General features: G+C 40.2%; 12 protein-coding genes. 2 read left to right on the top strand and 10 right to left on the bottom strand.

Annotation, left to right across the window (positions count from 1 at the left end; translation table 11 throughout):
• Window positions 1-219 precede the first annotated feature (219 nt).
• Window positions 220-966 carry a 3-oxoacyl-[acyl-carrier-protein] reductase gene (gene fabG / locus I5349_RS11150; RefSeq protein WP_226390851.1) on the top strand — a complete coding sequence of 249 codons (747 nt, stop codon included), beginning with the start codon at window positions 220-222 and terminating at the stop codon, window positions 964-966.
• A 49-nt stretch (window positions 967-1,015) separates the two neighbouring features.
• Here fabG and I5349_RS11145 read toward each other — a convergent pair whose 3' ends face one another.
• Genes I5349_RS11145 through I5349_RS11135 form a run of 3 tightly spaced genes read right to left on the bottom strand, consistent with a single transcriptional unit; the run spans window position 1,016 to window position 5,206 of the window.
• The gene (locus tag I5349_RS11145; RefSeq protein ID WP_226390850.1) at window positions 1,016-2,491 is read right to left on the bottom strand and encodes a TolC family protein; all 1,476 of its coding nucleotides are present in this window, start codon (window positions 2,489-2,491) and stop codon (window positions 1,016-1,018) included.
• On the bottom strand, window positions 2,484-3,845 hold the full coding sequence (locus I5349_RS11140) for an ABC transporter permease (RefSeq protein WP_226390849.1): 1,362 nt from the start codon (window positions 3,843-3,845) through the stop codon (window positions 2,484-2,486). The genes I5349_RS11145 and I5349_RS11140 overlap by 8 nt, the downstream gene beginning before the upstream one ends.
• Window positions 3,845-5,206, bottom strand: coding sequence for an efflux RND transporter periplasmic adaptor subunit (locus I5349_RS11135; RefSeq protein WP_226390848.1), 1,362 nt, complete (start codon window positions 5,204-5,206; stop codon window positions 3,845-3,847). The genes I5349_RS11140 and I5349_RS11135 overlap by 1 nt, the downstream gene beginning before the upstream one ends.
• Before the next feature lie 209 nt (window positions 5,207-5,415).
• Between I5349_RS11135 and I5349_RS11130 the strand changes: the two genes are divergently transcribed.
• Window positions 5,416-6,177, top strand: a complete 762-nt coding sequence (locus tag I5349_RS11130) for a class I SAM-dependent methyltransferase (RefSeq protein ID WP_226390847.1) — start codon at window positions 5,416-5,418, stop codon at window positions 6,175-6,177.
• Here the strand turns inward: I5349_RS11130 and I5349_RS11125 are convergent.
• The 7 genes from I5349_RS11125 to I5349_RS11095 all read right to left on the bottom strand — a co-directional run bounded on the left by I5349_RS11125 (window position 6,146) and on the right by I5349_RS11095 (window position 13,954).
• A complete protein-coding gene (locus tag I5349_RS11125; protein ID WP_226390846.1) occupies window positions 6,146-7,123 on the bottom strand; it encodes a glycosyltransferase in 978 nt (325 codons plus the stop codon). The genes I5349_RS11130 and I5349_RS11125 overlap by 32 nt on opposite strands.
• On the bottom strand, window positions 7,120-8,088 hold the full coding sequence (locus I5349_RS11120) for a glycosyltransferase family 2 protein (protein WP_226390845.1): 969 nt from the start codon (window positions 8,086-8,088) through the stop codon (window positions 7,120-7,122). Before I5349_RS11120 ends, I5349_RS11125 begins: the two co-directional genes overlap by 4 nt.
• On the bottom strand, window positions 8,088-8,609 hold the full coding sequence (locus tag I5349_RS11115) for a DUF4199 domain-containing protein (protein ID WP_226390844.1): 522 nt from the start codon (window positions 8,607-8,609) through the stop codon (window positions 8,088-8,090). Before I5349_RS11115 ends, I5349_RS11120 begins: the two co-directional genes overlap by 1 nt.
• A gap of 6 nt (window positions 8,610-8,615) precedes the next feature.
• Window positions 8,616-9,131, bottom strand: a complete 516-nt coding sequence (locus tag I5349_RS11110; protein ID WP_226390843.1) for a DUF4199 domain-containing protein — start codon at window positions 9,129-9,131, stop codon at window positions 8,616-8,618.
• Window positions 9,132-9,134: 3 nt separating this feature from the next.
• On the bottom strand, window positions 9,135-10,394 hold the full coding sequence (locus I5349_RS11105) for a dihydroorotase (RefSeq protein ID WP_226390842.1): 1,260 nt from the start codon (window positions 10,392-10,394) through the stop codon (window positions 9,135-9,137).
• 153 nt (window positions 10,395-10,547) lie between these two features.
• Window positions 10,548-12,926 (bottom strand): ribonucleoside-diphosphate reductase subunit alpha, encoded by a 2,379-nt coding sequence (locus I5349_RS11100; protein ID WP_226390841.1) that lies wholly within the window; start codon window positions 12,924-12,926, stop codon window positions 10,548-10,550.
• A gap of 50 nt (window positions 12,927-12,976) precedes the next feature.
• The gene (locus I5349_RS11095; protein ID WP_226390840.1) at window positions 12,977-13,954 is read right to left on the bottom strand and encodes a ribonucleoside-diphosphate reductase small subunit; all 978 of its coding nucleotides are present in this window, start codon (window positions 13,952-13,954) and stop codon (window positions 12,977-12,979) included.
• Window positions 13,955-14,102 lie beyond the last annotated feature (148 nt).

Below are 14,102 nucleotides of genomic sequence, written 5' to 3'. Positions count from 1 at the left end.
GCAAGGCTAAGTGGCTAGCGCTGTGATAAATTAACAATCGGATCATTAACTTCCCCAATGGCAAATATGTTGGATCATAAACTAAAAAACTGAAGGAAAGCCCTCCTTCCATGCTTCTTGATGGTGGTTCTAAAAAAAACACTAATTTTACCCTTTCATAAACGCACAAGCAAACGGTGAAATTTGTGCATATCTTTTAAACAGCATATAGAAAATACTATGAAACTATTAACTGGAAAAGTAGCGCTTATCACAGGCGCATCAAAAGGAATAGGAAGAGCCATCGCACTGACTTACGCAGCACAAGGAGCTGATGTGGCTTTTACTTTTTTATCTAGTATCGAAAAAGGGCAAGCCTTAGAAAAAGAACTACAAGCACTAGGTGTCAAAGCAAAGGGTTACAAATCAGATGCTTCACAGTTTGACGCAGCTCAAGCACTCATCGATGAAGTAGTGGCGGACTTTGGTAAGCTAGATATATTGATAAACAATGCAGGGATCACAAAGGACAATCTACTCATGAGAATGACGGAAGAGGCTTGGGACGAAGTCATCAATGTCAACCTCAAGTCTTGTTTCAATACTGTGAAAGCAGCTACGAAAACATTCATGAAACAAAAAAGCGGTTCTATCATCAACATGACATCTGTAGTAGGTGTCAAAGGAAATGCTGGACAAGCTAACTATGCTGCTTCTAAGGCTGGAATCATCGGCTTCACGAAATCAGTAGCGCTAGAGCTTGGCTCTAGAAATATCCGCAGCAATGCCATCGCTCCAGGATTCATCGAAACAGAAATGACGGACGTGCTAGATGAGAAAACTGTACAAGGCTGGAGAGATGCTATTCCACTTAAAAGAGGAGGTGCACCAGAAGATGTCGCAAACCTATGCGTATTCTTAGGATCAGATATGAGTGCTTACATCACCGGACAGACTATCCAAGTAGACGGTGGTATGCTTACCTAATCTATCTTGTTGAAGTCATAAAAAAAGGGAGCTAAATGGCTCCCTTTCTTTATTCTCTAAAATCTTCATCGGAGAAGAGTATCTGGTCATTCTCAAAATCGTAAAGCGTACGAGTTCTCAAATCATAATAAGCTTGCCAGTAGGTTCTGATCGAATTGATGAAGTTTCTTTTCGCTTGATCTTTTTCTGTTTGCGCTTGATTTAAATTAATGATATCTACCCTTCCAATCAGATATCTATTCCTAGTCAATTCAAATCGCTTCTGACCAATCTCATCAGACTTTTTGCTCACTGCAAGTCTACTCTTAAGCATTTCAAAGTTTCTCACCAACGTGAAAATCTCTTGCTCAAAATTTACACGCTCTTGCGCTACTGTATACTCCGTCAATTCTTTGTTTGCAGTAGCAGAAGCCATCCTCGCCTTATTTCTACCCCAGTCTATGATCGGGAATGAGAATCCCAATGAAACAATCTGCTGATTTTGAGGATTTAGATAGACATCATTAAAATTGAAACCTCTGTTATTATAACCAAACTGCGCTTGCATGCTGATATCATATCGCTGAGCCCTAGCCTGTGCAATATCACTCTCGGCTTCTGTGATCCTCCTTTCAAAGGAGATATATTCAGCCCGATTATTTTTTGCTTGATCTATCGCTCTATCTACGTTCACTGAAAATTCTGGAATATTATCAGGAATGACTAACTGAAGATTCGTCTCCTCATTGATACCAATGTAAGATTTCAAAGCCAAAGCACTACTCTCTATATCTAGTTTGGATTGCGCAACGGCCTGATCAGAAGTAAGCATTTGTAATTCAATGTTAAGCAACTCGTCCTCTGCTACTGTACCAATATCATATCTATTTTTAGCTATCTGATAAATTTCTTTAGTATTGGCCAAGTTCTTTTCTGCAATCTCTAGATTAATCTGTGCTTCTAGATAATCGAAAAATAAGCCTGTCACAGTACGGGAGATTTCTTCTAACTGCTGCACATAGCTTCGCTTAGACTCTTCGTATCTCAGTGGCTCGATTTTCTTATCCCATTTGAATCTATTATAGCCCAGAATAGGTTGAAAAAGCCTAATATTAACTGGTACTCCGCTCCACTGTGTAAAATCACGATCAAAATCATCGAACCTAGCAATCGAAGTATTGACAGAGACTGTTCCTCCCGAGAAAGGCAGTGCTTGCTGAACTCCAAGTTCTAAGTCAGATGAATTCTGAGTACGCGGCTGAAAGATAATACTTCCATCAGGCTGAGTAATTGGAGAAAAGTCTCTTCTATACTGTGGAAGACTACCACTCAAAACCACTTGAGGATTAAACTGTGCCTTATACGTTCTAAAGTTCCAATAAGAGTTTTCCTTTCGGGTCTCTGCTTGAAGTGAGGCTGGTGACTGCGACTTAGCTAAATCTATGACATCTTGAAGTGTCAGTCTGAGATTTTGCTGAGCATGAGCTGTCTGCATCACCACCATGGCAAGAGCAACTACTAAAAATAATGATATCCGTTTATTCATATCTTAATGAAGTTATAGGGTCTTGGCTAGCGGCTCGTCTGGCAGGTGCGATTCCGAAGATCAGACCAACAGAAGCTGCTACACCAAATGAAATTATAATAGATGAAAATGAAATAATCGTTGGGAAATCACCAAATCGAGAAACTAAAGAGGCTAAGATGATACCCAATATGACACCGATCAAACCACCAGTAACACTGATCATCACTGCTTCAAAGAGGAACTGAAGTACGATATCCTCTTTTTGAGCGCCAATAGAAAGTCTCAAGCCGATCTCCTTGATACGCTCCATCACAGAGGCTAGCATGATATTCATAATACCAATACCTCCTACCAATAGGGAAATACCTGCAATAGCCCCTAGAACAATGTTGAAGATATTTTGCGTCCGCTGCTGCTGCTTCAGTAGAAGTTCAGGAATAGTGATTTCATAGTCAATCACCCCAAAATGTCTTCTTTCTAGCATCCTACTGATGATTTCTGCTGTACTGCTGAGCTTTTCTGAGTTTTCGACTTGTACGATCAGCTTATCTATTTGATGGTAGTTAGTATTGCCGCTACTAGAAGTATTACTAGCTCCTTCTTCTTGAACAATAGAGAAGAAACGAAGACCTCCACCACCGCCATTGAGTGAGCTAGTAGTGATTTTATCTCTATTCTTATATCTCACTAGCATGGTCTGTACTGGTGTATAGACGTCCATATTGAAGTCCCTGATTCCCAGTTTAGACTTACTATTTTCAGATACTATTCGCTCTTCAAGTACGCCTATGACTTCTAGCCACTGATTTCCACATTTGATTTTTTTACCGATGGGATTTTCTGTGCTAAAAAACTTGGTCTGAACCCCTCTTCCAATGATACAAACAGGTGCACCCGTCTCCAATTGAAGCTCACTAAATAGCTTCCCTTCTCTTAGATTAAAGTTAGTTACTTCAAAATACTCAGGCTCAACACCTACGAGTTTAGCACTTCTTCTGATACCATTATTTACAATATAGGTATCCAAAATGATCTCAGGGCTAATATTGACAACACCTGGGATCTCAGCGATACTCTTCGCATCTAGCATCCTTATCCCCGGAGAAAATTTCTTCTTTTCTCGCTCTGCAGATCCTCCACTCACTTGCTCTTCTGTCTGCTCTACTATCGGTTCTATGATGATATTATTCACCCCTACTAGTTTGATCTGCTCAAGGATCTCTTGTTGTGCTCCATTGCCTATGGCAAGCATGGCAATTACTGCAGCAACACCAAAGATGATTCCTAGTGCTGTGAGTAGTGACCTGACCTTATTGGCTATAACTGCTTCGAGGGCGATATAAAAATTAGCTAATATTCTTGGATTCATCATTATTCTCTTCCTCGATTAGCGCCACCACCTCTTCTACTGTTAGGGTTAGGGTTTTCTTCTACAGCTTCTTCTGTATCTAAGCTATCCGCGCCTGTAGACATTTGCCTTTTACCATTCAACTCTGGCAATAACCTCACTTCTTTATCATCCGACCAGCTTGGTATAGATAAATACACTTGATCTCCAGGATCTAAACCCATGAGAATTTGAACCTCATTGGCATTGGATAGTCCTAGCTGAACTTCTTGCTTGTTGCCACTTCTCAAATGAACATAATTGATTGAGTCATTTTGCACATGAATAGCCTCTAGAGGGACATACTTAGCAGATGGAAGAGATTCTGCTATGATGGCATTACTTGTAGTCATAGCAGGTCGTAGGGTGGAATCCGACTCATTAACTCTAATAGTTACTTCAAAAACCTTAGCGTCAGAGTTAGGGCGCTGCTGTCCAACATTCGCTACTCGAGTGACTACACCTGTGAGTTTCTTTTCAGGGAAAGCATCTAATCCAATTTCTACTTTTTGACCTACTTTTACTTTTCTAATATCCACCTCATTGACATAGGTGATAGACTCCATGACTGTTAGATCAGGAAGGGTAGCTACAACTGGATTCCAAGAGCTGATTTGTGAACCCGGACCTATTCTATTGCCATCATTACCTCGTTCATAGATCACCATACCATCTTGTGGTGCTCTGATCGTAAATTCATCCAATAAAGCGTTGATTTGATCAAAATCCCTTTGCTCTTCTCTTAGTCTAGCAGTACGCTCCTGCATGATCGCTTTCTGCTGACTCACTTTGATCACATAGTTTTCTTTAGCGCGCTGTACATCTCGTTCAGCTTTTTCGACATTATACTCGTTTTGTCTAATCGTTGCTGGCGGCTCAAATTGAGAAAGCTCTAATACGAGCTTCGCTTCTTCGTAGGCATATTCTAGGTTAAGCAAGTTATCGCGCTCTTGTCTCAATACGAGAGCTGTATCAAGTCTTGTTTGGTCATATTGTGCTTGTTCAGTCTCTAAGTTGTCCTGAGCATCTGATAATCTACCAAAAAGCTCTGATTTATCTAAATCAGCGATAAAATCGCCTTCTTCTACGACTGTTCCCTCATCTACTATTCGATCTATCCTCAGGTTATTCACTCTAAAGTTTCGAGCATTAGTAGGACCTAACACTTGCACTGATCTTAGGGCTTTCAATTCCCCCGTTGTGGTAATCTCGACTTTAAATGGCCCCTCTACTACTGGCACGATCAGATCAGCTTCTCCTGTAGACGCACTTGACGAAAACACAGAGTAAATGATCCAAATGCCGACTACAGCAGAGATAGATATGATTATTAATTTCTTTTTCATGATTATCCCTCTAAATATATGAATTCCCTTATTTTAATAAATTAATAAATTAGTTTATTTTTCAAATTTAGTAAATATGACTCGCCTAATCCCCCCAACCAAAAAACTATGAGGCCATTAACATAATTTAACTCATCAGGCTCAACCACTTACATAATTCATAGCCCAAATATCCCAAAAACCTTATCTTTGAAGCCAAATTCAAAAAAATGAAATCTCTTATCAGCTTTGCCATCCGATATATTCCTAGGAAATATTTACAGCTTTTTAGTCACTACTTGCTTCGTATTACTGCCTTATTTTACAAAGGTGATCAGGTATCTTGCCCCGTCTGTGAGAGTACTTTTAGGAAGTTTTTACCCTATGGTAGAAAAGCCAGAGAGAATGCCCTCTGCCCAAACTGTCTAGCCTTAGAGCGGCATAGGTTGATGTATCTTTATTTAAAAGAGAAAACAAACTTTTTCACTGATCAGCTGAAGGTCTTACATGTAGCTCCAGAGATTTGCTTCTTAGATAAATTTGAAAAACTAACCAATCTCGACTATATCACAGGTGACATAGAATCTCCGCTAGCCAAGGTAAAAATGGACATCCATCAAATCCCTTTTGAGGAAAATACATTTGATGTAGTCTTTTGCAATCACGTGATGGAGCATGTAGAAAGTGACCTCAAAAGCCTACAGGAAATCAGTCGTGTACTGAAACCCAATGGCTGGGCCATTATCCAATCTCCCGTTTACTACGATATGGCTGAAACGATAGAGGATACTAGCATCACAGATCCTGCTTTGCGAGAAAAACTATTTGGTCAGCGTGACCACGTGAGAAAGTATGGAGCTGACTATGCTGATCGATTGAGATTATCTGGATTGAAAGTCACTGCTGACGACTGGGTAAAAACACTTCCCAAGGATATAGTCCATAGATATGCACTTCCTCTCAGTGAGGTGATTTACTACTGCCAAAAATAAGCTTCAGTCCTTCTACAGCTATCCCTAAGCCATATGCATTAAGCTGTATAAAGGCTGTGAATACACTCAAAAGTCCTACACTAAGCTGCTTAGTGCTTATCACTGAGTGCAGAAATAAGGCTAATAAATAAGCGCCTAAAAATCCAGCGCCTAAATAAAAAAGCGAAGGAGCAACCAATCCTGTAGCCAACCAACCAAGACAAGCTAACAAGAAGAAAAAAGGAAGTAAGTGTACAAGCTTGAGTTCTTCTGGATGAAACCTTCGGATATTGATTCGATTTCGGCCAAATGAGAAAGCTTGCTTGGCAAAAGACCAGAGTGTATTTCTGCGCTTATGATAAACATAAGCCTCTGGCAAGAATGCTACCCTAAAACCTGACTTTCTGATGCGAATACTGAGTTCTACATCTTCTCCCATTCTAGGATCTATGAATCCACCAATCTGCTCAAAAACAGACGCCTTGAAGCCCATATTAAAGCCTCTCGGATGAAATTTATCCATAGCTTTTTGAGATCCTCTGATGCCACCCGTAGTCAGCACAGAAGTCATGCTATAACTGATGGCCTTTTGTAAGACAGTGAAGTGCTCATCCGCTCTATCCGCGCCACCGTGTGCATCGAAGTAGTCAAGCTGCAGCTGCTCGTCTAAGTGCAAAAGATATTCTTTGGGAATGACACAGTCAGAGTCAAACATGACAAAATACTCCCCTGTAGCACGTTCCATCCCATAGTTTCTGGCAAAACCTTGTCCAGCATTTTCTTTAAAAAAATACTTGATCGTCAACTGTCCTGCATATTCAGAAGCAATCTCATCACACTTCTGAGTGGAGCCATCTTCTACCAATATCACTTCAAAATCTCCAAAATACTGCTTGGTCAAAGAGTCAAGTAGCTCTTTAATCTCAGAGGGTCTGTTATAAACTGGGATGATGATCGAAAATCTCATGAATGATCTTCCGTGCGTTCCTCTATCAAGTAGTCATTTTTGCGATTGGCATTAAGTGTCATCATCTCAGACAAGAAGCCTGTGAGAAAAAGCTGGACACCCACTATCAGCGCTACTAGAGCTAAGAAGAAAAGCGGCTGATCTACGATATCTCTGACTTTTAGACCATACTGTATGCTATACATCTTCTGAGCGATCAGCCAGATCGTGATCAAAAAGCCTGACAAAAAGGAAATCGTCCCAAGAGAACCGAAGAAGTGCATAGGCTTCTTGCGATAGCGATGAACAAATGACACCGAAATCAGATCCAGAAAGCCATTCACAAATCGCTCTAGGCCGAACTTGGTGACACCGTACTTACGCGCTCTATGTTCTACCTCCTTTTCACCTATTTTATTGAATCCGCTCCACTTAGCGATCAGCGGAATGTAGCGGTGCATTTCTCCATACACGGAGATATTTTTGACTACTTTACTCTTGTAAGCTTTCAAGCCGCAGTTAAAATCATGAAGCTTGATACCAGAGATGAGTCGTGTGATATAATTGAAAAATTTAGAAGGAATCGTCTTAGAAATTGGATCAAATCGCTTCTTCTTCCACCCTGATACGATATGGTAGCCCTCATGCATGATCATATCATACATGGCTGGCACCTCCTCAGGACTATCCTGCAGATCAGCGTCCATCGTGACCACTACATCTCCGATAGCTTCCTTAAATCCCACATCTAGTGCCGCAGATTTTCCATAGTTCCTCGTAAACTTTAACCCTCTGATCGGATAGATCTCTGATAATTTACAAATCTCCTCCCAAGAATCGTCTGTGCTGCCATCATCTACCATGATGACCTCATAGGCAAAGCCGCGCGATTCCATCACGCGGCTTATCCATTGAGCTAATTCATTAAGTGATTCGTCTTCGTTGTAAACTGGTACAACTATAGAAATATCTATTTTTTTGGGCATTAGAATGCTGTCTGATCTTCTCTTTTATTGATAGCGGCTGCGATTAGGCCTAATATTAACGCACCAATAATCGCTGAGAATATAGGTGAAAGAGCTATAAATTCTGCTGATTGGAAAAACTCAAATCCTGCTGGCATTTCTTGAGGCTGGTCTCCTAGTCCCATTTGACGCTGCATCTCTTGTGAAGCTTCCATGATTCTCTGAATGTAAGTAGTATCTATAAACTTGATATAGATATAGAATACTAAAGACCTCAATACACCTCCTAAAAGACCAACTAACATTACAATCTTAAAGCCCTCGCCAAAAGACATGAATTTATTTGAATCTCTGTATTCTTTAGTCGCTAAAAAATACATGGTAAAAGCAATCGCCCAATTGATTATAGAGCTTACAATAGACATTGATGTACTGCCAGTAAGTCCCAATAAATCAGATAAAACAATTACTACAAAGCCGATGAGTCCGTAGATTAGACCCCATTTTTTTGCTGATTCTCCGATAGTCATTTGATTTTCCATAAAAATTTAGTTTTTGGTTACACGTAAAATAATAGATATGATAATGGTATAAAATAAACCTGCAATGATCTTCTTAAAAATGTCATCTAGTGCAATATCTGACACGGTAATAGCCGAGTTAGAAGCCACTAACGTATCATAGCTCTCCTCACCTATTTGATTGACCAAAGTAGTCTTTTGCTCCTCTAGATAGCTGAGTTTACTCAGTGTGTAGTCTTGCAAGAGCTCTTGATCGATCAAGCCCACATACAATAATACAAAAAAACCAGAAATCAAGGCCATCAGCATATAGATAACAAAACCAACCGTCATCCCTTGTCCAAAAAATAGGATGCCTTCATTTTGATGATCTCTGAAGTTTTTGATACCCAAAAAGAGGAAAATGGGGGTCACGACCAGGCCATAAAGCAATAGATTTTGTATGGGATTTCTGTCAAGAAAATAGATTACCATGAAAAAAACTATACTCAAAACACCACCTGCTAAACCAAATGGCAAACCTCCTCTTAAATAACGCTGCATATTTTAATTGATATTGATCTTGGTTCCTAGTACTGTTCCTGTGACTTTTCCTTTTAACTCTTGTCCAAGAAAAGGTGAATTTTCTGACACTGAGGTATTACTATTTTGATCATATCGCCAAATTGCTGTTGGATCAAAGATCGTAAGATCTGCCATTTCTCCTTCTAGAAGGTTGACTATCGGTAAACCTAAGATTTTTCTTGGTTCCTCTGAGATTTTTTTAAGCAGAAGCTCTAGAGAAACCTGTTTTTCTAGAGCAACCAATTGAGAGAAGACAGTTTGTAAATTGATCATTCCGAAGTCTGCTAGATCAAACTCTAAATCTTTCCCTTCTACATTGACTGGCTGATGATTAGACACTATGGCATCTATCACACCGTCTTTTAGTCCTTTAATAAGAGCTTTGACGTCACTTTCTGTACGAAGTGGTGGATTTACCTTATAGTTCGTATCGAAGCTCATCAAGTCATGATCTGTTAAGAGCAAGTGATATGCTGCTACATCGCAAGTTACATTTAAGCCTTCTTTTTTAGCCTCCTTGATGAGTGAGACAGATCTGGCAGTCGAGATACAAGTGAAGTGCATTTTCCCTCCAGCGTATCTAAGCAACTCTAAATCTCTCATGATAGCCACCTCTTCTGCCAAGCTGGGCATGCCTTTTAACCCTAATCGAGTGGATATTTCTCCTTCGTGCATCATCCCAAAAAGATTGAGCAATGGATCATGGCTATGGTTAATCAGCAGTCCATCGAACTTGCTTAAATATTGAAGTATTTTGAGAAGTCTATCGGCATTGTGTACTGGATGTAATCCATCACTGAATGCTATAGCACCATGTGCATGAAGATCGAGCATTTCTGAAAGGTCTTCGCCTTTTGTGTCGATCGTAGCTGCTGCCAATGGATGAAGTATCACACCAGTATCTTGGCTTTTTTTGATAAAATACTGCAGATCACTTTTCTGATTGATGACTGGCTTGGTATTGGGCATCACACATACATGTGTGAAACCTCCCTTTTTGGCTGTCTCTGTCAGTGAGGCAATAGTCTCCTTGTGCTCATATCCTGGTTCACCACAAAGGGCTCTCATATCTACCCATCCAGCAGACACAAAATTACCTTTCAGGTCATAAGTGCGGTCACAATTTAATTTAGGAAACTTGCTTGATGGACCTTTATATCTGATGTATCCATCTTCTATAAGTAAGTCAAAAAAATCATTCGGTTTGTCGATCAACCTTAAATCTCTCAAGCGAATCTTCATAGCATCAGACGTTTTGACAAAAGTGCTTAGAAATTAAGAATAAATAAAGTTTTGACTTATAAAATTGGTTGGCAAAAGCCTCTCCACATAGCTTCATAAAAAAAGACTGCTCTTTCGAACAGCCTTTCTCATCAATCAATATAAAATAGTCAATTAACTTCCACACATCTCACAACCTTCAGGATCATCTAGTGAGCAAGTGATTGCCGCTTGCTTTTCGTCCTTATTTGTCGGCTGCGATTCTGCTGTAGGCGTAGCTTGCGCCTCCTTAGTTACAGTAAACTGGATCGCACTAGCAGCAGCTTTAGATCTGAGATAGTACATACCTGTCTTCAAGCCTTGCTTCCATGCATAGAAGTGCATAGAGGTCAACTTACCGAAGTTTGGATCCTGTATGTGAATGTTCAAACTCTGAGACTGACAGATATACGCGCCTCTATCAGCTGACATATCAATGATCACCTTTTGAGAGATCTCCCATACAGTTTTGTATAGATCTTTGATATTTTGAGGGATCTCAGGGATGTTTTGTACTGAACCGTTTGCTGCTATGAGTTTATTCTTCATAGAGTCGCTCCAAAGACCCGCTTTGATCAAATCTCTCATCAAGTGCTTATTCGCTACGATAAACTCTCCAGAAAGTGTTCTTCTCGTGTAAATATTAGACGTATATGGCTCAAAACACTCATTGTTTCCAAGGATCTGCGAAGTAGATGCTGTAGGCATAGGAGCAAGTAATAAAGAGTTACGTACACCATTCTTTTTCACTTCTCTCTTTAAGTTATCCCAGTTCCATCTGCCTGACTTTGGCGTCTTACCCCACATGTCAAACTGGAAGATACCTTTTGACACAGGAGAACCTTCGAAAGTAGAGTATGGTCCTTCAGCCTTTGCTAGCTCCATAGAAGCTTCCATCGCACCATAATAGATCGTCTCAAAGATATCCTCATTTAAGCCCTTTGCCTCCTCAGACTCAAAAGGCATCTTCAACATGATGAAAGCATCTGCTAAACCTTGTACACCAATACCAATAGGTCTGTGTCTCATGTTAGAGTTTCTAGCTTCCTCTACTGGATAGTAGTTGACATCGATGATCTTATTCAGATTCTTTGTCACTACTTTAGTGATTTCATATAGCTTTTGGTGATCAAACTTACCGTCTTCTGTGACAAACTTAGGCAGTGCCAAAGAAGCCAAGTTACAAACAGCTACCTCATCAGGAGCAGTATACTCCATGATCTCTGTACACAAGTTAGATGACTTGATCGTACCGAGGTTCTTCTGATTAGACTTTCTGTTTGCGTGATCCTTGTATAGCATGTAAGGAGTTCCCGTCTCTATTTGTGACTCAAGTATCTCGAACCATAGGTCTTGGGCTTTAATCACTTCACGAGCTCTACCTTCTTTTTCATATTTGGTATAAAGTTTCTCAAACTCCTCTCCATAGCAATCAGCTAAACCTGGCGCCTCATTTGGACAGAAGAGTGACCAGTCTTCATTAGCTTCTACACGCTTCATGAAGAGATCAGAGATCCATAAGGCATAGAACAAATCTCTTGCTCTCATTTCTTCTTTACCATGATTCTTTTTCAGATCTAGGAAAGCAAAAATATCTGCATGCCATGGCTCTAAGTAAATAGCAAAACTACCTTTACGCTTTCCCCCCCCTTGGTCTACGTATCTTGCAGTCATGTCAAAGTTTCTGAGCATTGGTACTATACCATTAGACACCCCATTTGTCCCTTTGATATAAGAACCTGTAGCTCTGATATTGTGGATAGAAAGCCCGATACCTCCTGCAGACTGAGAGATCTTAGCTGTCTGTTTCAAAGTATCATAGATACCATCGATACTATCATCCTTCATCGTGAGTAGGAAGCAAGATGAGAGCTGTGGCTTAGGCGTACCCGCATTGAAAAGCGTAGGTGTCGCGTGTGTAAACCATCTTTCAGAAAGCAAATTGTAAGTCTCAATAGCAGATTCAATATCCTCCTTGTGGATACCGACTGCCACTCTCATGAGCATATGTTGAGGTCTCTCTACGACTTTATTATCTAATCTGGTCAAATAACTTCTCTCGAGTGTTTTGAAACCAAAGTAGTCGTAAGCAAAATCTCTTGTATAGTCGATCGCTGCATCAAGAGTCGCTGCATGTTTTTTCACCACACCATATACATCAGCTGCGATCAGGGAAGCATTTTCACCTGTCTTTGGATTGATGTAAGTGTAGAGTCTTTTCATCGTATTAGAAAAAGACTGGCTAGTCGTCTTGTGCAGATTAGATATCGATATACGCGCAGCCAAAAGTGCGAAATCTGGGTGCCTTGTAGTAAGTGATGCAGCTGTCTCCGCAGCTAGATTGTCTAGCTCAGCAGTAGTCACACCATCATACAAACCATCGATCACCTTTTTGGCGATTTCGATTGGCTCTACATACTTGCTATCTAAACCATAGCAAAGCTTTTCTATTCGAGCTGTGATCTTATCAAATCTCACAGACTCCCTTCTGCCGTCTCTTTTTACTACTAACATTACAATTTTAGGGGTTAGGGGTTGTTGATGTTTTTGCTTTCAAAATTTACTTAAAAATCTTCGTCTAAAGAAAACTTCACCGAAGTATTTTCTTTATCCTTCATGACTCCCGCTTTTTGATAGTCTCCTACGCGCTTTTCAAAGAAGTTTGTTTTGCCTTGTAGGGAGATCATCTCCATGAAATCAAATGGATTGCTTGAGTTCCATACCTTGTCGCAGCCTAGCTCATTGAGAAGTCTGTCTGCCACAAATTCTATATACTGACACATCAAGTCAGCGTTCATTCCAATCAATTTTACTGGGATAGCATCTGTCACGAACTCTTTCTCGATCTCTACTGCATCTTTGATGATTTGAGTGATCGTAGCTTTCGGCAGCTTATTGACTACGTGATTATTGTATAAGTGACATGCAAAGTCACAGTGTAATCCTTCATCTCTTGAGATCAACTCATTAGAGAAGCTCAATCCTGGCATCAAACCTCTTTTCTTCAACCAGAAGATAGAGCAGAATGACCCACTAAAGAAGATACCTTCTACCGCAGCGAATGCAATGAGTCGCTCGGCAAAGCTACCATTGTCAATCCAGCGAAGTGCCCAGTCAGCTTTCTTCTTGACACAGTCTAGTGTATCTATAGCATTGAGTAGTCTGTCTTTCTCAGCATTATCTTTTATATAAGTATCGATCAAAAGACTGTAAGTCTCCGAGTGGATATTTTCCATCGCGATCTGAAAACCATAGAAGAACTTAGCCTCTGTATACTGTACTTCTGACACGAAGTTCTCTGCAAGGTTTTCATTGACGATACCATCACTAGCCGCAAAGAAGGCAAGTACATGAGAAATGAAATGTCTCTCACCATCATTAAGATTGGCCCAATCCCTTAAATCCTGACTCAAATCAATCTCTTCAGCGGTCCAGAAACTGGCTTCTGCTTTTTTATAGAAGTTCCAGATGTCATCGTGCTGAATCGGAAATAAAACAAATCTTCCTTTGTTTTCCTCTAATATTGGCTCTTGCTGTTGCATGACTAGTGTTTTTGTGTTTAAAATTTGTTCCCTTTTCGTAAGAGTCAATCAATGGTCAAACGAAAAAGTTTAATCTTTTCGCACTTAATTTATAAGTATTTGACTGATTGGTTCCTAAGTAATAACTAGGGATGTAAGGCAGCTGTAG

This window comes from Penaeicola halotolerans, from assembly GCF_016464625.1.
Lineage (GTDB): Bacteria > Bacteroidota > Bacteroidia > Cytophagales > Cyclobacteriaceae > Penaeicola > Penaeicola halotolerans.
Note: the sequence above shows the minus strand (reverse complement) of the source record. Positions and strands in the feature narration are given on the sequence as shown.